The organism is Phaeobacter sp. HS011, assembly GCF_018101215.1.
Classification (GTDB): Bacteria; Pseudomonadota; Alphaproteobacteria; order Rhodobacterales; family Rhodobacteraceae; genus Phaeobacter; species Phaeobacter inhibens.
Genome location: NZ_JAGEUF010000012.1, coordinates 39,224 through 63,081, shown reverse-complemented (window position 1 = coordinate 63,081; position 23,858 = coordinate 39,224). Strand labels below are relative to the sequence as shown.

Genomic DNA, 23,858 nt, shown 5'->3' with positions numbered 1-23,858 from the left:
GCTGCCTAGTCTGCCAGTGGCACCACGGCGCCGGGGTTCATGATACCATGCGGATCCAGCGCCTGTTTGATCGCCCGCATTGCCGCCAGTTTGACAGGATCGCCGTATCGCGCCAGATCGGCGACCTTCAGCCGCCCGACACCATGTTCGGCGCTGACCGAGCCGTCGTATTCATGGGTCAGATCATGCACGCAGCGTTTCACCTCATCGCGCAGGTGGTCATAAGCCCTACGGTCCTTCCCCTGCCCGGGAAAGACGTTGTAATGCAAATTGCCGTCGCCCAGATGGCCAAAGCAATTGATCCGCATGTCGCCCAAAGTCGCCAGACGCTTGCCACCCTCGACAATGAAATCGGGAATGCGTGAAATCGGGATTGAAATATCGTGACTGGAGACCGAGCCGATGCGGCGGTTGCCTTCCGGGATGTGCTCCCGCACCGACCACAGCGCCTGCCGCTGCGCCTCCGACTGGGCGATAACACCATCCGCACAAAGCCCCGCATCAAGCGCCGTCTCGAACAAGGCGGCCAGCGCATCGGCGGGGCTGCGCCCCTTGGGCAGGCCAAGATCTATCAGCACGCACCAGTCCGGCAGATCGGCAAAGGGCAGTCGGAGGTCTGGCAGGGTTTCACGCAGGAACTCCAACCCCTGACGGTGGATCAGTTCAAAGGCGCTGATCGTCTCGCCCAACTGATCGCGGGCCATCGCCAGCAGATCAATTGCTGCGGCAGGAGAAGCAACCGTCAGCATCGCGGTGCCCTGTTCTGCCGGGATCGGTGAAAGCTTCAGCGACGCGGCCGTGATAATCCCCAGCGTGCCCTCCGCCCCGATCAGCAGGTTTCGCAGATCATACCCAGTGTTGTCCTTACGCAGGCGGCTGAGCCCATGCCAGATCTCGCCGGTTGGCAGGACGGCCTCCAGCCCCAGACAAAGATCGCGGGCGTTGCCATAGCGCAGAACATTGACGCCCCCGGCATTGGTCGCCAGCGTGCCGCCGATGCGCGCGGTACCTTCTGCGGCCAGTGACAGCGGGAACAGTCGGCCCGCTTCCGTAGCGGCGCGTTGTACCTCGGCCAAGATCATGCCCGCCTCAACCGCGATAACGTTCTCCTGCGGGTAAACTCCGCGCAGGGCGGTCATGCGCTCCAGCGAAATCACCAGCGGCGCCGGCCCCGCCGCCCCCATGATCTGCCCGCCAACAAGCCCGGTGCCACCGCCATAGGGCACCACCGGCACACGGGCGGTGTGGGCCGCGCGCAGAAGCGTCGCAACCTCTTCGGTGCTGCGCGGCAGGGCAATGACACCCGCCTGCCCCTGATAGCGGCCGCGCGGTTCTTCCAGATAACGCGGCTCAGCCGGGCGCAGGGTATCGGCAGGCAGCACCGCGCGCAGATGGTCGACAAAACTGGTGTCCGCGGGGTTCAGGGTCATGCGCATCTCTCCCAATACCTTGCTGTAGGGTCGGCCCCGGCGTTGACTGCGCCCGTCGGGGCGTCAGGCCTGGCCGACCTGCGTGCGTCCGCGCCGATCATGGCGCAAGGATGCATATAGGACATGTGTGCGCCAGCGCCCGTTGATTTGCAGATAGGATTGCGCCACGCCTTCATATTTGAAGCCCGCGCTCTCCAACAGCCCGCGTGAGGCGGCGTTTTCCGGCAGGCAGGCCGCCTCGATCCGGCTGAGATCCAACTTGGTGAAGGCGTGATGCACCACCGCCCCAATCGCCTCGCGCATAAACCCGTGCCGGGCGAAGGGCTGACCGGTCCAATACCCCAATGTGCCCGCCTGCGCGGGACCACGGCGGATATTGTCCAATGTGATCGCCCCGACCAGCAACTGATCGCTGCGCCGGATCAGGAACAGCGGCAGCGCCGAACCAGAGCTGACCGCTCGGCGCGCCCAGTAAACCCGGTTGGTAAAGCTCTTACGGCTCAGATGATCCGCCGCCCAGCTGGGCTCCCACGGGGTGAGATAACCCTGGCTGTGCTGACGCAACGCGGCCCAGTCGCGAAAATCCGCATGGATCGGCGGCCTGAGCGTCAGGCGTTCGGTCTCGATACGCACCTTGCGTCCGGTCAGCAACATTAGGCCGCGCGCCTCTCCTGCAGAGCGGCCAGCGGGGCGGCATCGCCCACCGGACCATAGAGCGCCAAGGCCATTGAGGCACGGTGGGCCATATCTTCGGCCATGGCGCGCACATCGGCGGTGGTGACCGCATCAATCCGCGCCACCGTGTCCTCCAGCGGCGGCACCTCATCCCAGATCTGCACCAGACGGGCCAGCCGTTCGGCGCGGTTGGTCGGACTTTCCAGCCCCATCAACATCCCCGCCTTCATCTGCGCCCGCGCCCGGTCCACCTCGGCATCGCTCATATCGCTGGCGGCGCGCTTCATCTCGTCGATGGTGATGCCAGCCAATTCATCCAGCTGATCCCCGGACGTCCCGGCATAAAGCGTCAGCGTGCCGGTGTCAGCATAGGCTCCGGTTTGGGCAAAGATGGTGTAGCACAGCCCGCGTTTTTCGCGCACCTCCTGGAATAGGCGGCTCGACATGCCGCCCCCCAAGGCGCTGGAATAAATCTGCGCGGTGTAGATCGCATCGTCGCGATACCCCGGTCCCTCGAACGCCAGCGCAATATGCGCCTGTTCCAGCGCCTTCTCCTGCCGCGCCTCACCACCGGTGAAGGTTGCCGCCGCAGGCATAACCAGCGTCTTGGGGGCCATGCCGCCGAACAGCTCTTCGGCCAGTTTCACGATTGTGTCGTGATCCACGGCACCGGAGGCCGCAAGGATCATTTGACCCGGTCCGTAATGTTCACCCACGAACCGCTCCAGATCTTCACGATCAAAGGCGCGCACACGTTCGGCGGGGCCAAGGATGGTGCGCCCGATGGGCTGATCGTGATAGCTTTCTTCCTGTAGCCAGTCGAAAATCACATCATCTGGCGCATCCAACGCCTGACCGATTTCCTGCAGGATCACCCCACGCTCAATCTCGATCTCGCGCGGATCGAACACCGGGTTCAGCACGATATCGGCCACGACATCCAGCGCCAGGGGTACGTCCTCCTGCAACACACGGGCATAATAGGCGGTCACTTCGCGGCTGGTGTAGGCGTTGATATACCCGCCCACATCCTCAATCGCCTCGGCAATCTCCAGCGCGCTGCGCCGCTTGGTGCCTTTGAACGCCATATGCTCAAGAAAATGAGCGATGCCGTTCTGCTCGATCCGCTCGTTCCGCCCGCCTGCGGTCACCCAGACGCCGATGGCAGCAGATTGCAGCCCCGGCATGGTTTCGGTGACGATCCTGAACCCGTTGGCGAGTTGGTGTTGTTGAACTGTCAATGCGCGATGTGCTTTCTGATATGTGTCTCAAGAGTGGTCAGGTCATTAGCGATCCGTGTCACCCGTTCCGATCTGTCATACAGATCTGCCATGCGCGGGGGAAGGGGCGGATGAATGCCGCTGGCCTCTTCTACCGCCGCCGGGAATTTCGCCGGGTGCGCCGTGGCGAGCGTCACCATCGGGACCGCTGCGTCGCGCTGTTCATTCGCAACTTTCACGCCGATGGCGCTATGTGGGCAGAGCAGCTCACCCGAGGCGGCGCGCTCCGATTTGATGGTGGCGGAGGTTTCCTCCTCCGAGCAGCGACCAGACACGTAATGCTCCTGCAGGGCCTGCATTGCGCCCTGGCTCACCTCGAAACCGCCAGTTTTCAGCTCGTCCATCAGCTGAGCCACTGCCGCGCCATCCTGCCCGTAGGCATAGAACAGCGCGCGTTCAAAGTTAGACGAGACCTGAATGTCCATCGACGGGGAGATCGACGGAATGGTTTCGCCCTTGTGATAGCCCTGCCCGCTCAGGCAGCGGTGCAGAATGTCGTTCTGATTGGTGGCCACCACCAGCTGGTCAATCGGCAGGCCCATTTGCTTGGCGATGAAACCTGCGAAGATGTCGCCGAAATTGCCGGTCGGCACGGTGAAGCTCACCTTGCGCTCTGGTGCGCCCAGCGACACGGCGGAGGTGAAGTAATAGACCACCTGTGCCAGCACGCGGGCAAAGTTGATCGAGTTCACGCCGGCCAATCTGACCTCATCCCGGAAGTCGAAGTCGTTGAACATATCCTTCAGCGCGGCCTGGCAATCGTCAAAATCACCATCCACGGCAAGCGCATGCACATTGGCATCGGTGGGCGTGGTCATCTGGCGGCGCTGCACCTCGGACACCCGGCCATGCGGATAGAGGATAAAGACATTGACCGCATCCAAGCCACCAAAGGCCTGAATGGCCGCCGACCCGGTATCGCCGGAGGTGGCGCCGACGATGGTCACGCTTTCGCCGCGCCGCTTCAACGCGGTTTCAAACAGCTGGCCGATCAGCTGCATGGCAAAATCTTTGAACGCCAGTGTTGGGCCGTGAAACAGCTCCAGCAGGAAATGATTGGGGGCAAGCTGCACCAGCGGCGCACGGGCGGCATGGCCAAAGCCGTCATAGGCGCGGGCGATGATGCCGCGGAATTCCTCGTCCGTGAAGCAATCGCCAAGGAACGGGCGCATCACGCGAAACGCGACCTCCTCATAGGAGAGCCCCGCAAGGGCCGCGATCTCATCCTTGGACATGGTCGGGATTTCGGCCGGAACATAAAGCCCGCCGTCACGGGCAAGCCCGGTCAGCATAGCATCTTCAAAGGTCAGCTCGGGCGCCTGGCCCCGGGTCGAGATATATTTCATCGCTTCAGCCTTCGGATTTTGGGCGCGAGCGCCACAGGAAATAGGTGGTCATGGCGGCCCAGATCAAGGCCAGCGAAAACCAGGTGATCGCGTATTGCAAGTGATTGTTCTGGATACCTGCCGTAGTCACCGGCTGCGGCGTCACATCCGCGTCACCAGAGGCACTGCGGGCCACGACCAGCACCGGCTCAGTACCCAGACGTTCGGCCATATAGGCGACATCGCGGGCATAAAGGATATTGGTATCGACCTCGGGCGGCGGGGTGCTCCAGTCGCCCTCATCCGGCCACAGGAGATTACCGGTGATCGAAGTGGCGCCGGTGGCGCGATCGCCGTGCTTGGCGGCGGCGGGAACAAAACCACGGTCCAACAGCACCCGGCGGCCATCCTCGGTCAGCAAGGGTGCGATGATGCGATATCCGGTCTCAGCCGTCTTGGTGACCCAGAACACATGCAGTTCCGCCGCTTCAACCTCGCCGGTGACAGACACCGCGCGGTAGCGGTCCTGCGCCTGCGTCGGGGCCTCGGGTAGGGCAACCGGGGCCGCCGCAATCCGGGCCTCGATGGTGCGCAGCAGGTCTTCTTTCCAGGCCAGTCTCTGGATCTGCCAGATCCCCAGCGCCATCAGTGCCGCAAGGCCCAGACCGCCAACAAGGGATAGAAAGATCAACCGTCGCATCACGCTGTCCTTGCGAATGAGAAAGCGCGCGGCGCTTGGCGCCGCGCGCTGCATGTCTTACGGTGTCAGGTCGGGATTCGAAACCACAAACCTGTACCCGTTACAATTCGGGTGCGCCTTAGTGCGCCAGACCTGCGGTGCCCCAGACGTAAACCGCCACAAAGAGGAACAGCCAGACCACGTCAACGAAGTGCCAGTACCAGGCGGCTGCCTCGAAACCGACGTGCTGCTCGGGGGTGAAATCCCCCTTCATCGCGCGGATCAGGCAGACGGTCAGGAAGATGGTTCCGATGATCACGTGGAAACCGTGGAAGCCGGTGGCCATGAAGAAGTTCGAGTAGAACTCATCGCCGCCGAATTCCCAGCCTTCGTGCAGCAGGTGAACGTATTCATAACCCTGCAGGAAGGTGAAGAAGACACCCAGCACGATACCAATGGACAGGCCTTGGATCAGCGCCTTGCGGTCATTGTTGTGTACCAGCGCGTGGTGCGCCCAGGTGACAGCACAGCCCGACAGCAGAAGCACCAGCGTGTTGATCAGCGGCAGGTGGAAGGCATCGACCGGATAGATGCTCGGTGCCACATATTCGGTGCCGATATAGGTCTCCATCGGGTAGATCGCGTGTTTGAAGAACGACCAGAACCAGGCGAAGAAGAACATCACTTCGGACATCACGAAAAGGATGAACCCGTAGCGCAGACCAATGCGAACCACCGGGGTGTGATCGCCCTGACGTGCCTCGGCAACGACCTCAGCCCACCAGGCATAGGCGCTGTAGACCACCATGATGAAGCCGCCCCAGAACGCATAGGCAGTAATGCCATGCATCCACAGAACCGCGCCAAACAACATGATGAAGGTACCGAGCGAGCTGAGCAGCGGCCAGATCGACGGCGGAAGAATATGATAGTCGTGATTTTTAGCGTGCGCCATTTAAGTGTCCCTCACCAAAGCGGCCTAGTTCGTGTTTGTGCCTGCCCCGGCTGTATCACCGGTTTCAAGGGCGGCATACCCTTCTGGCAGATCGATTTCGTAGAATGTGTACGACAGCGTGATCGTATGCACGTATTTTCCGTCCCGATCCTCGACAATTTCTGGATCGACAAAGAAGGTCACAGGCATTTCCACCCGTTCCCCCGGTTGCAGCACCTGCTCCTCAAAGCAGAAACAGGCGATCTTCTCGAAGAAGGCGCCGGCCGAATAGGGCGTCACGTTATAGGACGCCTGTCCGGCAACGGGGCGGTCGGTCGGGTTGTAGGCCTCGTAGAAGGCCAGCCCGGTTTCCCCGATCTTGATCTCCATCTCACGCTCAACCGGGGTAAATTGCCACGGCATATCGCGCTCCTTGGAGGCGTCAAAGCGTACGGTGATGGTCTGATCCAGAACGGTATCCGACCCCTGTTCGGCAACGCCCGTCACGCCGCCAAAGCCGGTCACTCGGCAGAACCAGTCATAGAACGGCACCGATGCCCAGGCGAGGCCGCCCATCAGGACAACAACACCAACCAGCTGTACGACGGTTTTCTGTGGTCCCTGCAATGCCATCAGCCCTGCCCCTCACTCTGCTCTGCGGCGGAGGTGTTCGGGAATTTGAACCCCGCCGATGTGACCTTGACGATGGTCAGCGCCAGCACCAGCACCACAAAAGACCCCAGCAGAACGCCGACGCCGATATTGCGTCCCTTCCGTCTCTGGTGCAGCTCATGTTCTTTGCGCAGGCTCATATTACCAGCCTCCCAATCCGTAGGGTTTCAGAACCGCCTCGGCCAGGATCGCGCCAAAATGCAGGAAGAGATACAGCAGCGACAGCTTGAAGAAACTGCGCTCAACCTTGAAGTTGTCGGCCTCGCTGTCGTCTTCGTCGCGGCGCGAAATCTTCCACGCGCCATGTAAGAACAGCGCGTTCAGCACCAGCGCCACCACCAGATAGATCGGACCACCCACGCCGGAGAACGCGGTACCAACCGCCAGCAGCGCCAGCAGGGCGGTGTAGATCAGAATATGTTTACGGGTCGACCGGCGACCATGGGTCACGGTCAGCATCGGCACGCCCGCGTCGTCGTAATCCGAGCGCATGAACAGCGCCAGCGCCCAGAAATGCGGCGGTGTCCACATAAACGTCAGGGCAAACATCAGCCAGGGTTCAACCGCCATGGAGCCGGTCGCCGCAATCCAGCCGATCACCGGCGGGAAGGCACCTGCGGCACCGCCAATGACGATGTTCTGCGGCGTCGCGCGTTTCAGCCACATGGTGTAGATCACCACATAGAAAAAGATGGTGAAGGCCAGAAACGCCCCGGCAAACACATTGGTCGCCAGCGCCAGCATGATCACCGACAGGCCCGACAGCGCCAGCCCCAGCGACAGCGCCTCGCCCGGTTCGACCTTGCCTGCAGGGATCGGACGGCTCTTCGTGCGTTTCATCACCTGATCGATATCCGCATCCCACCACATGTTCAGCGCGCCGGAGGCACCGCCACCGATGGCAATGAACAGGATGGCGCTGAAACCGATGACAGGGTGCACGCCAACCGGCGCGGCCAGAAGACCAACCAGCGCCGTGAACACCACAAGGGACATCACGCGCGGTTTGAGCAGGGCAAAGTAATCCCCGAACTCCGCGTCCCCTTCTTGGACGGTGCTGGCGTTGATGCTTGCGTCAGTCATTGTGCTCTCTTTTGTCGTGATCTGTCTTAGCGAAAGCGGGCGCGCAGCGACTGCGCGGCCCGATCCGTTTTCACGTGATAGCTAGGTGGCACCCGCCGGGAGGCAAGCGCCAATCGTATCGCTCAGTTGGAGGCGACCTGATAAGACTGGGGCAGACCGGCGTATTCTTCGATCGCGCCTTCCAGCCAGGCATCATAGGCCTCTTGGCTCACCACTTTTACGGTGATCGGCATGTAGGCGTGGTCTTTGCCGCAGAGTTCGGAACACTGACCGAAGTAGATGCCTTCCTTGTCAGCCTTGAACCACAGCTCCGCCAGACGGCCGGGAACCGCATCCTGTTTCACGCCGAACGCCGGGATGGTCCAGGAGTGGATCACGTCCGCACCGGTCACCTGCATCACGACTGTCTTGCCGACGGGCACAACGACGGCAGTGTCGGTGGCCAGCAGATATTCGTCTTCGGCATAGCCGTTGTCAGCCAGATCTTCCTTGGCCAGCATGAAGCTTTCAAAGCCGAATTCGTGATCGACATATTCATAACCCCAGTACCACTGGTAGCCGGTCACCTTGATGGTGATGTCGCCCTCGGGGATTTCCTGCTGACGGAACAGCTCCGGCAGCGAGAAGGACCCGATGAAGACCAGGATCAGGATCGGCACAACGGTCCATGCGATTTCAATCGGCGTGTTGTGGGTGAACTGTGACGCATTGGGGTTGGCGCGACGGTTAAACCGCACGATTGCATAGAGCAGCAGCCCCCCGACAAATACACAGACAGCGGTGATGATCACCAGAATCATGTAGTCCAGAGAATGGATGCCTTCGGCAAGCTCGGTCGCTGCCGGCTGAAAGCCAAGGCCGCCGTCAACCGGCTTGCCAATGGTTTCTAGACCTTCTTGCGCCATAGCTGGAAGGCTCGAGAGGCCCGAGAAAAGGCCTGAAAGCATCAAAGCGTTCTTCATGTCATGTCCTGATCAGTTGATCGGTTGATCGAATTGTTCCTGCGCCGACGTCCTATGTCGGAACTTTGATTCCACAAAACGCGCCGGACCCGTTGTCTTTGACGCTGCTAAAAATCATATTCCATCGTGCAGTTAAAGAGGAATGCTCGCGTCAAAGCGTCGCTTTCTTGATTTAGATCAAAAAAACCGAGGTCAAACCATGGATACCGCAGCCTTCCGCCCGTTTGAAACCACCCTGCCCGAGGACGAGGCCCTGGGGGTCCTGCGTTCGGCCCTTGCGGGGGCCGATGATGGGGAGATCTTTGTCGAGCGGCGCAAGTCGGAGGCGCTGGTTTTTGATGATGGCCGCCTGCGCAACGCCAGCTATGACGCCGCCGAAGGATTTGGCCTGCGTGCGGTCAACGGCGAGGTGGCTGGCTATGCCCATTCCACCGACGTCTCTATCGCCGGGCTAAGGCGTGCTGCTGAAACCGCGCGTTTGGCGGTGGGTGATGGCGGTGGCACCATGGCCCCGCCACCGCCCCGCACCAACACCCGCCTCTATACCGACGACGATCCCATTGGCGCGATGCCCTTTGCCGTGAAGGTGGAGACCCTGCGCGAGATCGACGCCTTTGCCCGCGCCCAGGACCCACGGGTGGTGCAGGTCTCCGCGATGCTGGCGGCGTCGCTTCAGGAGGTGGAGATCCTGCGCGCCGATGGCACCCGCGTCCGCGATGTGCGCCCGATGACCCGGCTCAATGTCTCCGTGATTGTCGAACAGGACGGCCGACGCGAGAGCGGCTCTGCCGGCGGCGGCGGGCGCGTGGGGTTGGACGGTCTGGTGGATCCCGCCGATTGGCAGAACAAGGTCCGCGAAGCGCTGCGCGTCGCCTGCGTCAACTTGGAGGCCGTCCCTGCCCCCGCCGGTGAAATGGACGTGGTGCTTGGCCCCGGCTGGCCCGGTATTCTCCTGCATGAGGCCATCGGCCATGGGCTGGAAGGCGATTTTAACCGCAAGGGGTCGTCCGCCTTCGCAGGCCTCATGGGCCAGCAGATCGCCGCCAAGGGGGTAACGGTGCTGGATGACGGCACTCTTGCCGACCGGCGCGGCTCCATCACCGTGGACGACGAAGGCACCCCAAGCCAGAAAACCACCCTGATTGAGGATGGCAAGCTGGTGGGTTTCATGCAGGACCGCCAGAACGCGCGCCTTATGGGCGTGGAGAGCACCGGCAACGGACGTCGCCAAAGCTACGCCCACGCGCCAATGCCACGGATGACCAACACCTATATGCTGGGTGGCGATGCCAACCCCGACGATCTGGTCGCCTCCATCAAGGATGGCATCTGGGCTGTCGGCTTTGGCGGTGGTCAGGTCGACATTACCAACGGCAAATTTGTGTTCTCCTGCACCGAGGCTTATCGGGTGAAGGATGGTAAGGTCGGCGCGCCGGTCAAAGGAGCCACGTTGATTGGCGATGGCGCCACCGCGCTGAACAAGATCCGCGCGCTTGGCAATGACATGGCGCTGGACCCCGGCATGGGCAATTGCGGCAAACAGGGCCAATGGGTGCCGGTTGGCGTTGGCCAGCCCACGGTCCTGATGGGCGGGCTCACGGTTGGAGGCTCCGCCACCTAACCCTGTGCGAGAGAGGCCAGCGGTATCATCGCCAGACCACTCGCCTGACTCGCAGCCTGACGCGCCACAAGAATCGCCGCCGTGTCGCTAAACTGTCGACTCGGCGGCATTTTTCGATGTTTTGACGGTATCTACCCCTCACAAGACGACAGGGCGCGTGGCGCAGTTTTGGCCGCGCGCTTTAGTGGAGGCGATTTTTCGCTTATGACAGAATGAGTTAGAATTGAGTTTGTTAAAATATTTCCTTTAATTCTCCACGTTCATCACCTGTTAACCACTCAAGAGCTAATCATAGTCTTGCAACAAGGCGGAGCGCAGGATGACCGAAGAAGCACATTCTTCCACTCACCCCCCACTCCCACCCACCACGGAAGATATTCGGATTTCCTGGCTCCGTCTTTTGCGCTCAAGACGTGTTGGCGCGGTGACGTTTCACCGTCTCCTCGCGAAATATGGATCAGCGCAGAACGCGCTATCCGCGTTGCCTGAAATGGCGCGCGCCGCTGGCATTAAAGGGTATGAAATATGCTCTGCCGATGCGGCACTGGCCGAAATCAAGGCCGCAGAAGCCGCCAATGCGCGGCTTTTGTGCTTTGGTGAGGCCGACTACCCGTCTCATCTGGCCGTGCTGCGCGACGCCCCGCCCCTGCTGTGGGCGGTAGGTGATCCCGCGCATCTCAACCAACCCACCATCGCCATTGTCGGCGCCCGCAATGCGTCCTCGCTTGGCGTTCGCATGGCCCGCGCTTTGGCTCGGGAACTGGGAGAGGCCGGGTACTGCATCATCTCAGGACTGGCGCGCGGCATTGACACCGCCGCCCATATGGCCGCCCTGCGCACCGGCACCTGTGCCGTGATGGCCGGCGGTGTCGATGTGGTCTACCCAACCGAAAACACCCGGCTGGCCGGGGATATCGCCGAACAGGGCGTGATGATCTCCGAACACCCTATGGGCATGTCCCCCCGTGCGCGGCATTTTCCGGCCCGCAACCGCATCATCGCCGGCGCTGCTCAGGCTGTGGTGGTCGTGGAAGGCGCCGCGAAATCCGGCTCGCTGATCACCGCGCGCGACGCGCTGGATCTGGGTCGCGATGTGCTGGCGGTGCCCGGCCACCCGTTTGATGCCCGTGCTGCGGGCTGCAATATGCTGGTCCGCGACGGTGCCCAGTTGGTGCGCAACGCGCAGGACGTGATTGAGGCGTTGCCACCGATGGACCTGTCGCACCGCGTGGTGGCCGAACTCTCCGACCGCCCGGTGCCACCGCCGGAGGCCGCAGCCAGCGCCCGCCTCACCGAACTGCCGCCACCACCGAAGGAGCAGCGCAGTCTGAGCGACACTGCAGCACTGCACCAGCTGATCCTCGACCGGCTCGGCCCTGCCCCCACGGCGGAGGATCAGCTGGTCCGCGATCTGGCCATCCCCTCTCGCGATCTGGCACCGGCGCTCACCGATCTGGAACTCTCCGGCGCAGTCGCCCGCGCGGCAGGTGGCCTCTTGATCCGGGGGGATTTCGATCCGGACCCAAAGGGCGCAGCTGGGCCCAAATCCCAACGCTGATTGACGCCACAGCGCCTCGTCATTCGAAGCCGGATTGACAATCTCCCCTTGCACCCCACATGTTGCCCCGCCATAGAACGCCCGCAGCCCGTCCCACAGAGGTTTACGAATTTATGCCCGTTGTTGTTGTAGAATCCCCAGCTAAAGCCAAGACAATCAACAAATATCTTGGCTCAGACTACACAGTTCTGGCTTCTTACGGACACGTGCGCGACCTGCCTGCCAAGAACGGATCCGTTGAACCCGACGATGATTTTGCAATGACCTGGGAAGTCGGCGCCGACAGCCGCAAACACGTCAAGGCCATCGCCGATGCCCTGAAAGACGACAATGCACTGATCCTCGCGACTGACCCCGATCGCGAAGGCGAGGCGATCAGCTGGCACCTGCAGGAGGCGCTGACCAAGCGCCGCTCAATCAAGAAGGACACCGCCGTCTCCCGCGTGACCTTCAATGCGATCACCAAGGAGGCCGTCACCGAGGCGATGAAAAACCCGCGCCAGGTTGACCTGCCGCTGGTGGAGGCCTACCTGGCCCGCCGCGCGCTGGACTATCTGGTCGGCTTCAACCTCTCACCCGTGCTCTGGCGCAAACTGCCCGGCGCGCGATCTGCCGGTCGCGTGCAATCGGTCTGCCTGCGCCTGATTGTTGAGCGTGAGATGGAAATCGAGGCCTTCAAACCGCAGGAATACTGGTCCGTCAAGGCAAGCCTCGCGACACCGCGCGGACAGGAATTCGAGGCCCGTCTGACGGTTCTGGGCGGTGACAAGCTGGACAAATACGCGCTGGCCAATTCCACGGCAGCCGAGTTGGCAGTGCAGGCCGTTGCCAGCCGGACCCTGACCGTGCAGTCGGTCGAGGCAAAACCCGCCTCACGCAATCCATCAGCGCCCTTCATGACCTCAACCCTGCAGCAGGAAGCCAGCCGCAAATTCGGCATGGGCGCGAAGCAGTGTATGAACGCCGCACAGCGGCTCTATGAGGCTGGCTACATCACCTATATGCGGACCGACGGCATCGACATGGCGCCAGAGGCCGTGCAGGAAGCCCGCGCCGAAATCGCCAATCGCTACGGTGCCGAATACGTGCCGGGATCGCCCCGGATCTACAAGAACAAGGCCAAGAATGCGCAAGAGGCGCATGAATGTATCCGCCCCACCGAAATGGGACGCGATGCCAAAAGCCTGAAAGTCTCCGAAGACGATCAGCGCAAACTTTATGATCTGATCTGGAAACGCACCCTGGCCTGCCAGATGGAAGGCGCCCGTTTGGAGCGGACCACGGTTGATATCGGCTCAAACGACGGCCAGGTGGTGCTGCGCGCCACGGGTCAGGTGATGTTGTTCGACGGCTTCCTGCGTGTCTACGAAGAAGGCCGCGATGATGTTGTCGACGATGACGACAAGCGCCTGCCGCAGATCATGCAGGGCGAGTCGCTGAAATTCGCAGCGTCACTGGCGGCGCAGGCGGAGAAAGCCGACACTGGCGGCGCCATCCTGTCAGATGACAAGGCGGTTTTGGGCCTGCAGCACCACACCCAACCGCCCCCCCGCTTTACCGAAGCGACATTGGTCAAACGCATGGAAGAGCTGGGCATCGGCCGCCCCTCCACCTATGCCTCTGTGATCACCACGATCCAGGACCGCGAATATGTCCGCAAGGACAAGAATCGCCTGTTCCCTGAGGACAAGGGCCGGATCGTCACCATCTTCCTGCTGAACTTCTTTCGCACCTATGTGGGGTATGAATTTACCGCCAATCTGGAAGGTGAACTGGACGACGTCAGCGCAGGTGATCGCGACTACAAGGATCTGTTGAGCCGGTTCTGGCGCGATTTCTCCGCCGCGATCTCGGAGACCTCCGATCTGCGCATCACCGAAGTACTGGATGTGCTGGATGACGCGCTGGCCCCGCAACTTTATCCGCCGCGCGAAGATGGCGTTGACCCCCGCGTCTGCCCCAAATGCGGCGCTGGTCAGCTGCATCTGAAAACCTCGCGCACCGGCGGGTTTGTCGGCTGCGGCAACTACCCCGAATGCAACTACACCCGCCCGATCTCCGGGGAGGGCGCCGAAGGGTATGAGCGTATTCTGGGCGAGGATGACGGCGATGAGATTCACCTGAAATCCGGCCGTTTCGGCCCCTATGTGCAGCGCGGTGAAGCCACGCCCGAGAACAAGAAACCGCCGCGCTCCTCGCTGCCCAAACAAGGCAAGGATTTCCTGCCGGGCTGGGGCCCGAATGAGGTCACCCTGGAACAGGCCGTCACCCTGCTGACCCTGCCCCGCGAGATCGGCCAGCACCCTGAGGGCGGCGCGATCCAGGCCAACCTCGGTCGGTTCGGCCCCTATATCGCGCATCAGAAGCCTGACGAGGAAAAGCCGGTTTACGTAAACCTCAAGGAAACGCTCGACGTCTTTGAGATTGGCATGAACCGCGCGGTCGAAATGCTGGCAGAGAAACGCGCAAACCCCGGCCGCGGACGTCGCGCCGCTGCCAAGGCGCTGAAAGAGCTGGGTGATCACCCCGAGAGTGGCGGTGCCATCAGCATCATGGACGGGCGCTACGGGCCTTATGTCAAATGGGAGAAGGTGAACGCCACCCTGCCCAAGGATGTCGAGCCGAAGGATGTCACAGTCGAGATGGCCGTGCAGCTGATCACCGAGAAGGCCGGCAAATCCGGTGCCAAGAAGAAGGCCCCGGCAAAGAAAGCTGCCGCTAAAAAGACCACGGCGAAAAAGACGGCAGCGAAGAAACCCGCCGCCAAAAAGAAAGCGGAGACCAGCAGCGACGAGGGGTGACCGCTTGCAGCCTTAAAACCTGTCGCGACGGTATTGATCTGACACCCGTGACCGTCGCGCCGGGCCTTCTGACTCCGCCCCTGAACAAAGCACTCCCGCCCGGTCAGCCCCCGTCTGGCGACGGGACCTCGACCCGTTGGGCATGGCGCCGCTGACGCGGCGCGCTGCGCCGCCCCATCCGTCACCCTGCGCTCCCGTCCGTAGAAATACCTGTCTTTCTCCGTATCGTTGACTCTGCCCCCGGCGGGCGTCAGAACTTTGCCAACCTGGCTGATGATCATGGGAGATGGATATGAAAAAGGTTTATTCCAACGCTGCCGAAGCGCTGGACGGTGTGCTGCACGATGGCATGTTCATCGCCGCAGGCGGGTTCGGGCTCTGCGGTATTCCGGAACTGCTGCTTGACGCAATCAAGGACGCAGGCACCAAGGATCTCACCTTTGCCTCCAACAACGCGGGCGTCGATGACTTCGGTATCGGCATTCTGCTGCAGACCAAGCAGGTGAAGAAAATGATCTCCTCCTATGTGGGGGAAAACGCCGAGTTCATGCGCCAGTATCTGTCCGGTGAGCTGGAGCTGGAATTCAACCCACAAGGCACATTGGCCGAGCGTATGCGCGCCGGTGGCGCAGGTATTCCCGGCTTCTTCACCAAGACCGGCGTCGGCACCGTGATTGCCGAGGGCAAGATGGAGAAGCAATTCCCCACCGGGACCGATGGCGCCATGGAAGACTACATCATGGAAGAGGGCATCTTTGCCGATCTTGCCATTGTGAAGGCCTGGAAAGCGGACGAGACCGGCAATCTGGTGTTCCGCAAAACCGCCCGCAATTTCAACGTGCCTGCCGCCACCTGCGGCAAGATCTGCGTTGCGGAAGTTGAGGAAATCGTCCCCGTCGGCAGCCTCGATCCAGATGCGATCCACCTGCCCGGCATCTATGTGCATCGCATCATTCAAGGCGATCACGAGAAACGCATCGAACAGCGCACCACGCGCCCCGCAGCACAGTAAGGAGACCGCGACATGGCATGGGACCGCAATCAAATGGCCGCCCGCGCGGCACAGGAACTGCAGGACGGCTGGTATGTGAACCTCGGCATCGGCATTCCGACGCTGGTCAGCAACCACATCCCCGAAGGCGTCAACGTGACGCTGCAATCGGAGAACGGCATGCTGGGCATGGGCCCCTTCCCGATTGAGGGCGAGGAGGATGCAGACCTGATCAACGCCGGCAAGCAGACCATCACCGAACTGCCGCAGACCGCCTATTTCGACAGCGCGCAGTCCTTCGCGATGATCCGCGGTGGCAAGATCGCCATGGCGATCCTCGGCGCGATGGAAGTGGCCGAAAACGGTGATCTGGCAAACTGGATGATCCCCGGCAAGCTGGTGAAGGGCATGGGTGGCGCGATGGATCTGGTCGCGGGCGTCGGACGTGTGGTTGTGGTCATGGACCACACCAACAAGCACGGCGACAGCAAGGTGCTGAAAGACTGCACCCTGCCGCTGACCGGCAAGGGCGTTGTGGATCGCATCATCACCAATCTTGGCGTGCTGGATGTGGTCGAAGGCGGTCTGAAAATCGTCGAGACCGCCGAGGGCGTCAGCGAGGATGAGCTGCGCGCGGCAACACAAGCGACCATCGTCAACTGATCGCCGTAAGGCACCGCATAATTGAAACGGCCCGCCAGATAATCTGACGGGCCGTTTTTCATTCTACACGTCGGCAAGCTGATCTTGTGGCGGCAAATTTGGTCGCCCCCGTGGCCGCAAGGAGGACCACAACGGCAATTCCGCCGGGTTCAGGATCTCATACATATAGACGCGTTTGTCGTACCAGTTGACGCTCATCTCGCGGCCCGCCTCGAACACCAGCACACAATAGCTGTCACTGGCCAGATCGCAGCTGTCGCGTCCCAGCACGGTCACAACAACCGGATCCACGAGATGCCGCTTGAACAGCACCTGCGCCTTGACGGTTTTGCCCGACAGATGCAGCGCACCGGCAAACAGCGCCACCGCCACCAGAATATGGCCATAGCCGGAAAAGTTGCCGAGCGGATTGGCATTTGCCAGCCCCGGACCAAAAGCCACAAAGATCAGCCGCCCGAAAAAACCAACAAATGCGATGGTGCCGAACATGACAATATTGTCAGTCACCGCATGTGACCCCGCAGCCAATGCCGTCGGATCAATACCTAACTCCAATGCCTGTCTCCATAATTTACTTCAGGTAGAATACCCCTGTCGTAAATCAGCCAAATCGGGCGAAAAAATGATCCCGGCAGTCAGATCGCGACAATTTTCCAAAAAACTGCGAGAGCCTCAGCCCCCTAGACCTGCGTCTACTTCATCTGGCGAAAGACACAGCCATCGGTGATCAGTTCCGGTGGTGTCATACAAAGACCGCGCGCCACCTGAAACGCCGCCAGAACCTTGGGCACGTAATCGCGCGTCTCAGCAAAGGGCGGTACGCCCGCGTGGCTGCGCACCGAACCTTCGCCTGCATTATACCCTGCCAGCACCAGAATCGGATCGTGGTTGAACTCTCCCATCAGCCAGTTGAGGTATTTCACGCCCCCCGCGATGTTCTCGCCACTGTCCAGGGCGTCACTGACCCCGAACCGTGCCGCCGTGTGCGGCATCAACTGCATCAGCCCTTGCGCGCCCGCGCCGCTGATGGCCTCGGCCTTGCCTGCCGATTCCACCGCGATCACCGCCAGCACCAATGCGGGCGAGACGTCAGTCCCCACACTGGCAGTCAGGATCTGCACCCCGCGCTCGCCTGCGATATCCTGCAACAGCTGCAAGCGGGGCGCCGCCACCGGTGTATCACCATCCAGCGCCCGCAGCGCCTGGGCCAGCCGTCCCGGACCGCCTTCCGCCAGTTTGTCAGAGATGTTCTGCCAGAACCCGGTATAGCGCCCCGTCTGCGTCGCGGGCGCGGGGGTGTCATCTCCTGACACGGGCGCCGTGGGCGCGACAACAGACGGTTCGATCTGAATGGTGATGCGCTGCTTGGCACCGGGTTTGGGCGGGCGTATCCGCTTTGCCTCAAATTTGGGGAAGGGTGCCGGAGCCACCTTGCTTGCTTCTTGCGCACCGCTCTTTCCCGCACCGCCGCCCCAGACAGCGATGGAGACGGCCAGTACCACCGCCACTCCACTGCGCAACCACAGCCCCGCAGCGACGCATCCGCCGACTCGGGGTTTTCTGCGCGGTTCCGCCAATGCACGGCAGGCCAAACGGCCAGAAATGGATCGCCAAAGACTCATCGGGCTGCTCTGCCTCTGTTTTTCGCCGCCGAGACTCGCTGAAGCGCCGACAAAAATCCAGTTTTGCGCCTCAGATTCTGGCAGATTTGCCATATTTACCAAGATCTGCCGCCCCAGAGCCACGGATGTTGATAAGAAGTAAAATTAATAATCTTTTGAAATCATGTATTTAGATAGATCATTGGCGAAAAGTTAAAGTAGGGCAAATGAGTCCGTGTTTCAGCCCAAATCCTGCCACGCTCCGCTGGCTATATAGCCTCACACCAAGTCGAACAGAGCCGAGCAGGAGAGAGCAGGCTCACAAACGTACGGCAAGGTTGAAACACACTTTTAGATCCTTTGGAGGGACGAACCATGATCAAATTCATCAAAAACTTCCGTAAAGACGACTCTGGCGCCGTGACCGTTGACTGGGTTGTTCTGACCGCTGCTGTGGCCGCTCTGGCAGGTGTTGTTTACACCTCGATCGAAAACGGCGCGTCGAACCTGACATCCGCGACCGGCTCCTACCTGGGCACCAAAGGTCCGTCCGACTCCTAAGTCGCTTTTGACCTGACGAGTTTGAGGGCCGCGCCTTTTGCCTAAGGTGCGGCCCTTTGCCCAAAGGAACCTTCGGTTAGCGAGGTCCAGTATGAACAGGTTCAAGCAATTCATTGCCAAAGACGACGGCGCAGTCACCGTTGACTGGGTGGTTCTGACCGCTGCGATCGTTGGGTTGGTTGTGCTCATCGCCGCCTCTATGGAGGATGGCGCATTGGGACTGGCCGACCTGCTGGCAGCCTATATGACCAATTGGTCGTTTAGCTGATCGGGACGCAGCAACGCGTCTTGTCCGCCGGTGGCGATAGGCATCGGCGGCAGCACTGGGACAGAACGCCCGGTTCAGGCAACGGTTTGACCGACCCAGGCACCGGTGTTGCATCCGCAACGCCGGCAGCCCTTGATGAGAGGTACCACCATGCGTGCAGTATTCGGACTTGTCCTCATTGTCGGAGTCGCCCTCGCCGGGGGGGCTGTGATGATGGCCAAGAACTATATCACCGCTTACCAAAACGAACTCGCCCGTGAGCGCGCCTCGCGGGGAGAGAACATTCCGTTGGTCGATATCTTTATCGCCAACACGCAACTGAAATACGGCGAACGGCTGACCAAGGAGCATATCCGCTCCGTTCGCTGGCCCGAGAACGCCATTCCCGAAGGTGCCTTCCTGACCATGGATGCGCTGTTCCCGCCGCAATACCCCGATGATCATCGCGTGGTGCTGCGCCGCATGGAAAAGGATGAGGCGATTCTGGCGGTCAAAGTCACCAAACCCGGTGAAGACGCGGGCATCACCTCGCGCCTGTCCAAGGGCATGCGCGCCTTTGCAATCCGGGTTGACGTCTCCTCTGGCGTATCTGGTTTTCTGCGCCCCGGTGACCATGTCGACGTCTACTGGACTGGCTCGCTCAATGATCAGAACGGTGGGCGGAATGGCGAATTCACCCGTCTGATCCAGACCAATATCGAACTGATTGCCGTTGATCAGACCGCCGGTGGCGATCTTGATGGCGCCGTGATCGCGCGTACCGTCACTGCCGCCGTACGCCCCGAACAGGTGGCCGCGCTGGCGCAGGCGCAATCAACCGGGCGGCTGTCGCTGTCGCTTGTGGGCGCGGGCGATGATACTGTGGCCTCGGTGATCGAGGTGGATCAGCGCAGCCTGCTGGGACTTGGCGCCATCGAGGCGCCACAACAGGCCGAGCAGGAAAAGGTTTGCACCATCCGCACCCGTCGCGGCGCCGAGGTGGTCGAGATCCCGATTCCCTGCACCAACTGAACCGCGACCGCGCATTCCTGCAAAGGTTTCAGATGGATAACATATCAAACACCGTCCCTCAGTGGGCGGTGTTTTTGTGTGATTGTTGCCGACACTCCACAGGTCTCTCACTGTAGCTGCACCCCGGAAGCCTTTGATTCTTGCAAAAATTCGCCGATGCGCGCAGAGTGGCGCAAAGAATGGGCAAAAAGACCCAGTATCGAGGCGTGATCGGAAAGGCAGGTCACATGGCTTTTAGACGGTATGTTGCGGCGGCCCTCACGGGGCTTTCGCTGGTGTGTTTCCCGGTTGCAGATGCAGCCTGGGGGAATGGCTTGCGCGTGGTCAAAAAGGGCACCGCCGCCAATCTTGAGGTGCCGATGAATCGGGCGGTGGTGGTCGAAAGCGACGTACCCTTCTCTGAACTCAGCATCGCAAACCCCAGCATCGCCGATATCTCCTCGCTTTCGGATCGCACCATCTACGTATTGGGCAAATCGCCGGGTCTGACGACGCTGACCCTGCTCGACGCCTCCGGCCGCCTGATCACCAATGTCGATGTCCGCGTTGCCGCCGATGTCAGCGAATTCAAGGAACGTCTGCGGCAGATCCTGCCCGGCGAAAAGATCGAAGTCCGCACCGCCAATGACGGCATCGTTCTGTCCGGTGTCGTGTCCAGCTCTGCCCGGTTGCAGCGGGCGCTGGATCTGGCCGAACGCTATGCCCCCGAACGGGTCAGCAACCTGATGTCCGTCGGCGGCGTGCAGCAGGTCATGCTGAAGGTGCGCTTTGCCGAAATGCAGCGCACCGTTTCCAAATCCCTCAGCGCCTCGCTCGGCGTGAAGGGCGGCAACAGCGTCGGCGTCAATGGCGGCACCAGCACCCTCAACACCCAAGGCGCGCTGACCAACAGCCTGTCCGGCAATATTCCGGCGGCCAATGACAACACCGGTGCCTTTGTCTTCGGTTTCAATGCCGGGGCCTTTCAGGTGAACCTGTTGCTGGAAGCACTGGAACAGAAGGGCGTCGTCCGCACGCTGGCCGAACCCAATCTCTCTGCCCTGTCCGGCCAAGAGGCCAAATTCCTCGCTGGCGGCGAATATCCCATTCCCGTCGCTCAGGAAGACGGGGTCATCACAATTGAGTTCAAACCCTTCGGGATTGAGCTGAACTTCATCCCCCGCGTTGTTGATGCGGATGTGATCAATCTTGAGATGAAGGCCGCTGTCTCCGCCATCGATCCGACCAATTCGATTGAGCTGAACGGCCTCAGCATCGCAGCCTTCTCGCGCCGGGAAAGCGTGACAACGGTTGAAATGCGCGATGGTGAGAGCTTTGCAATTGCCGGTCTGATCCGCGATGAATTCCGCGACAACTCCTCGCAGCTGCCGTGGATTGGCGATGTGCCCGTCCTCGGCTCGCTGTTCCGCAGCGCGAACTATCAGCGCGCGCAGACCGAACTGGTGATCATCGTCAGCGCCCATCTGGTGACCCCGACACGCGGCGAGGCGCTGAGCCTGCCGACCGATCGCATTCGCCCACCAAGTGAGAGTGAACTGTTCCTGATGGGCCGGGTGGCCAAGGGCCAGAAAGGCCCCGCCAGCGAAGTGGCCAAGCAGGACTTCAACGGCTCTTACGGCTATGTGATGGACTAAGCAGAAGGATATGGGGCAGATGATCAAATATGCAGCACTCTTTGGCCTGTCCCTGACAGTGGCCGCCTGTGAGTATGAGGCGGGTGAACCGCTGGACCGCTCGGTCTTTGGCAATGCCACCAATTCCAACGCAGCTGTAATGGCCGGAGAACGCGATTTCGCGATCCAGCTCGCCACCCGCTTTGCCGAGGAGGTGCCGACCACCATCACCTTCGCCTTTGACAGTGCCCAGCTTGATGGCAATGCCCGCGCAGTGCTGGATCAGCAGGCTCATTGGATCCGGCAATTCCCCGAGGTGCGATTCCGTGTCTTTGGTCACACCGATGCGGTCGGCTCCGCCAGCTACAACAAGGCCCTTGGCCTGCGCCGTGCCCGCGCAGCTGTGAACTACCTTGTCGGGCGCGGGATCAGCCGCAGCCGGTTGCAGGCCGTCGTCTCCTTCGGCGAGACCCAACCCCTGATTCCGACCTCTGACCGCGAGCGTCGCAACCGCCGTACCGTCACTGAGGTCAGCGGCTTCCTGAAGCGCCATCCCACTGTTCTTGATGGGAAATACGCGCAGATCATCTACCGTGAGTATATTGAAAGTGCAGTGCCACGGACCTCGTTGACCAGCGAGCGCTCGATCAAAACCACACTCGAATAAGCGCGGCAAAACAGGGTTGGCAGCAGTTAACCCTGTTTAGACCTCATTAAGAATACCCCAGAAATGGGCGGCCTTGGCCCCAATCTCGCCCAGATCTTCACCGACATTGTTCTCAAGAGGTAATGTGCGTCCATCATTAGGATGTGCGTGCTAGCGTAGTCCGGCCAATATGGCGTGACACGCCCCGAGAGAAGGATAACGGTGATGAGCAGCGGTATGCCGCAGACAGAAGCGAATGCGATTGTTGCCTGTACAATCAGTCGGGACGTGCAGAACTTCGACCTGCTGATCGAAGACATGGAAGCGACAATGGGCGAATCCTGGGGCGACCTGGGCTTCACCGAGGCGCTGGCCTTCTTCAATCAAAGCGAAGCCGAAGCATTGGAATTTGTCGCCCTCGCCCTGGACAGCGGCGATGAGGACAACCTGCCGCTGATGGGCACCATCATCACCGAGGCAAAGACCCGCAATATCAAGGTGATCCTGATCGCCGAGGATGTCACCCCCGCCGCCCTGCACAACCTGCTGCGTCAGGGCGCCGATGAATTCATCCCCTACCCTCTGCCGGAAGGCGAACTCCAAGCCGCCATTGAGCGCCTGCGCCTGGCAGAGGCCGAACGCACCGCCGAACCCCAGCACGTGCTTAAAACCGGAAGTCAGCGCGATGGCGCCGTCATCGTCTGCCACGGTCTGGCCGGCGGCAGCGGTTCGACCACACTGGCCGTCAACCTCGCCTGGGAGCTGGCGCAGCTCTCCACCAGCGAGACACCCCGTGTCTGTCTCCTCGACTTCGATCTGCAATATGGCTCGGTCGCAACCTACCTCGACCTGCCGCGCCGCGAAGTGGTGATGGAGATGCTCAGCGACACCGAAAACCTCGACGAAGATGTCTTTGGTCAGGCGCTGGTCACCTATGAGGACAAGCTGCAGGTACTGACCGCGCCGGTGGATATGATCCCGCTGGAGTTCATCACCCCTGAAGATATCGAGCGGGTGGTCACGCTGGCGCGCAGTCACTTCGATTTTGTGGTCATCGACATGCCCCACACGCTGGTGCAGTGGTCGGAAACCATTCTCAATATGGCGCATGTCTATTTCTCCATGGTGGAGCTGGACATGCGGTCGGCGCAGAACGCGCTGCGCCTGAAACGGGCGCTGCAATCCGAGGACCTGCCGTTTGAAAAACTGCGGTTTGCGCTGAACCGGGCTCCGAAATTCACGGACCTGAGTGGCAAGAGCCGTGTGAAACGCATGGCGGAATCCTTGGGCATTTCCATCGACCTGCAATTGCCCGATGGCGGCAAGCAGGTGGCGCAGAGCTCCGATCATGGCAATCCGCTGGCCAGTTCAGCGGCCAAAAACCCACTGCGCAAGGAAATTCTGAAACTGGCCCAATCGCTGCATGACCTCGGTCAAAGCGACGCAGCTGCGGCCTGAACCCAGATTTAACCAGGGGCGTTCTT

At 61.0% G+C, this 23,858-nt stretch carries 23 protein-coding genes; 11 read left to right on the top strand and 12 right to left on the bottom strand.

Annotated elements, in window-relative coordinates; all coding sequences use genetic code 11:
- Positions 1-5: 5 nt before the first annotated feature.
- The 10 genes from J4721_RS18560 to coxB all read right to left on the bottom strand — a co-directional run bounded on the left by J4721_RS18560 (position 6) and on the right by coxB (position 9,040).
- Entirely contained in the window at positions 6-1,430 is a 1,425-nt protein-coding gene (locus J4721_RS18560) for an FAD-binding oxidoreductase (protein ID WP_211003408.1), read from the bottom strand.
- 63 nt (positions 1,431-1,493) lie between these two features.
- Positions 1,494-2,084, bottom strand: coding sequence for a GNAT family N-acetyltransferase (locus tag J4721_RS18555; RefSeq protein WP_014873730.1), 591 nt, complete (start codon positions 2,082-2,084; stop codon positions 1,494-1,496).
- Positions 2,084-3,346 carry a pitrilysin family protein gene (locus J4721_RS18550; protein ID WP_211003407.1) on the bottom strand — a complete coding sequence of 421 codons (1,263 nt, stop codon included), beginning with the start codon at positions 3,344-3,346 and terminating at the stop codon, positions 2,084-2,086. The genes J4721_RS18555 and J4721_RS18550 overlap by 1 nt, the downstream gene beginning before the upstream one ends.
- The gene (gene thrC / locus J4721_RS18545) at positions 3,343-4,731 is read right to left on the bottom strand and encodes a threonine synthase (RefSeq protein ID WP_027247920.1); all 1,389 of its coding nucleotides are present in this window, start codon (positions 4,729-4,731) and stop codon (positions 3,343-3,345) included. The genes J4721_RS18550 and thrC overlap by 4 nt, the downstream gene beginning before the upstream one ends.
- 4 nt (positions 4,732-4,735) lie before the next feature.
- Positions 4,736-5,410 (bottom strand): SURF1 family protein, encoded by a 675-nt coding sequence (locus tag J4721_RS18540; RefSeq protein WP_102855792.1) that lies wholly within the window; start codon positions 5,408-5,410, stop codon positions 4,736-4,738.
- Between the two features lie 118 nt (positions 5,411-5,528).
- Positions 5,529-6,344 (bottom strand): cytochrome c oxidase subunit 3, encoded by an 816-nt coding sequence (locus tag J4721_RS18535; protein WP_014873726.1) that lies wholly within the window; start codon positions 6,342-6,344, stop codon positions 5,529-5,531.
- A gap of 24 nt (positions 6,345-6,368) precedes the next feature.
- Entirely contained in the window at positions 6,369-6,956 is a 588-nt protein-coding gene (locus J4721_RS18530) for a cytochrome c oxidase assembly protein (protein WP_014873725.1), read from the bottom strand.
- Complete coding sequence (locus tag J4721_RS18525; RefSeq protein ID WP_014873724.1) at positions 6,956-7,135, bottom strand: hypothetical protein; 180 nt, start codon at positions 7,133-7,135, stop codon at positions 6,956-6,958. Before J4721_RS18525 ends, J4721_RS18530 begins: the two co-directional genes overlap by 1 nt.
- A gap of 1 nt (position 7,136) precedes the next feature.
- Positions 7,137-8,078 (bottom strand): heme o synthase, encoded by a 942-nt coding sequence (gene cyoE / locus J4721_RS18520; protein WP_102915465.1) that lies wholly within the window; start codon positions 8,076-8,078, stop codon positions 7,137-7,139.
- Positions 8,079-8,200: 122 nt separating this feature from the next.
- Complete coding sequence (gene coxB / locus J4721_RS18515; RefSeq protein ID WP_014873722.1) at positions 8,201-9,040, bottom strand: cytochrome c oxidase subunit II; 840 nt, start codon at positions 9,038-9,040, stop codon at positions 8,201-8,203.
- A gap of 199 nt (positions 9,041-9,239) precedes the next feature.
- On the opposite strand from coxB, the gene tldD reads away from it, so the two are divergent.
- From tldD to J4721_RS18490, 5 genes are all read left to right on the top strand, one after another.
- A complete protein-coding gene (gene tldD / locus J4721_RS18510) occupies positions 9,240-10,661 on the top strand; it encodes a metalloprotease TldD (protein WP_211003429.1) in 1,422 nt (473 codons plus the stop codon).
- A gap of 319 nt (positions 10,662-10,980) precedes the next feature.
- A complete protein-coding gene (gene dprA, locus J4721_RS18505) occupies positions 10,981-12,219 on the top strand; it encodes a DNA-processing protein DprA (protein WP_211003430.1) in 1,239 nt (412 codons plus the stop codon).
- Positions 12,220-12,332: 113 nt separating this feature from the next.
- Positions 12,333-15,020, top strand: a complete 2,688-nt coding sequence (gene topA / locus J4721_RS18500) for a type I DNA topoisomerase (protein ID WP_076619156.1) — start codon at positions 12,333-12,335, stop codon at positions 15,018-15,020.
- Between the two features lie 292 nt (positions 15,021-15,312).
- Positions 15,313-16,032 (top strand): CoA transferase subunit A, encoded by a 720-nt coding sequence (locus tag J4721_RS18495; RefSeq protein ID WP_076619155.1) that lies wholly within the window; start codon positions 15,313-15,315, stop codon positions 16,030-16,032.
- A 12-nt stretch (positions 16,033-16,044) separates the two neighbouring features.
- A complete protein-coding gene (locus J4721_RS18490; protein ID WP_061049383.1) occupies positions 16,045-16,674 on the top strand; it encodes a 3-oxoacid CoA-transferase subunit B in 630 nt (209 codons plus the stop codon).
- A 63-nt stretch (positions 16,675-16,737) separates the two neighbouring features.
- Here J4721_RS18490 and J4721_RS18485 read toward each other — a convergent pair whose 3' ends face one another.
- Entirely contained in the window at positions 16,738-17,229 is a 492-nt protein-coding gene (locus J4721_RS18485; RefSeq protein WP_211003431.1) for a hypothetical protein, read from the bottom strand.
- 137 nt (positions 17,230-17,366) lie between these two features.
- Positions 17,367-18,296 carry a lytic transglycosylase domain-containing protein gene (locus J4721_RS18480; protein WP_102884292.1) on the bottom strand — a complete coding sequence of 310 codons (930 nt, stop codon included), beginning with the start codon at positions 18,294-18,296 and terminating at the stop codon, positions 17,367-17,369.
- 354 nt (positions 18,297-18,650) lie between these two features.
- On the opposite strand from J4721_RS18480, the gene J4721_RS18475 reads away from it, so the two are divergent.
- From J4721_RS18475 to J4721_RS18450, 6 genes are all read left to right on the top strand, one after another.
- Positions 18,651-18,836: a hypothetical protein gene (locus J4721_RS18475; protein WP_014873714.1), complete on the top strand. Its 186-nt coding sequence runs from the start codon at positions 18,651-18,653 to the stop codon at positions 18,834-18,836.
- Positions 18,837-18,927: 91 nt separating this feature from the next.
- Positions 18,928-19,104 carry a hypothetical protein gene (locus J4721_RS18470; protein WP_014873713.1) on the top strand — a complete coding sequence of 59 codons (177 nt, stop codon included), beginning with the start codon at positions 18,928-18,930 and terminating at the stop codon, positions 19,102-19,104.
- A gap of 150 nt (positions 19,105-19,254) precedes the next feature.
- A complete protein-coding gene (gene cpaB / locus J4721_RS18465; RefSeq protein WP_027247926.1) occupies positions 19,255-20,115 on the top strand; it encodes a Flp pilus assembly protein CpaB in 861 nt (286 codons plus the stop codon).
- Positions 20,116-20,342: 227 nt separating this feature from the next.
- Positions 20,343-21,749 carry a type II and III secretion system protein family protein gene (locus J4721_RS18460; RefSeq protein WP_044040875.1) on the top strand — a complete coding sequence of 469 codons (1,407 nt, stop codon included), beginning with the start codon at positions 20,343-20,345 and terminating at the stop codon, positions 21,747-21,749.
- 19 nt (positions 21,750-21,768) lie between these two features.
- Positions 21,769-22,395 (top strand): OmpA family protein, encoded by a 627-nt coding sequence (locus J4721_RS18455; protein ID WP_076620062.1) that lies wholly within the window; start codon positions 21,769-21,771, stop codon positions 22,393-22,395.
- A 204-nt stretch (positions 22,396-22,599) separates the two neighbouring features.
- On the top strand, positions 22,600-23,832 hold the full coding sequence (locus J4721_RS18450; protein WP_014873709.1) for an AAA family ATPase: 1,233 nt from the start codon (positions 22,600-22,602) through the stop codon (positions 23,830-23,832).
- The last annotated feature ends 26 nt before the right edge of the window (positions 23,833-23,858 follow it).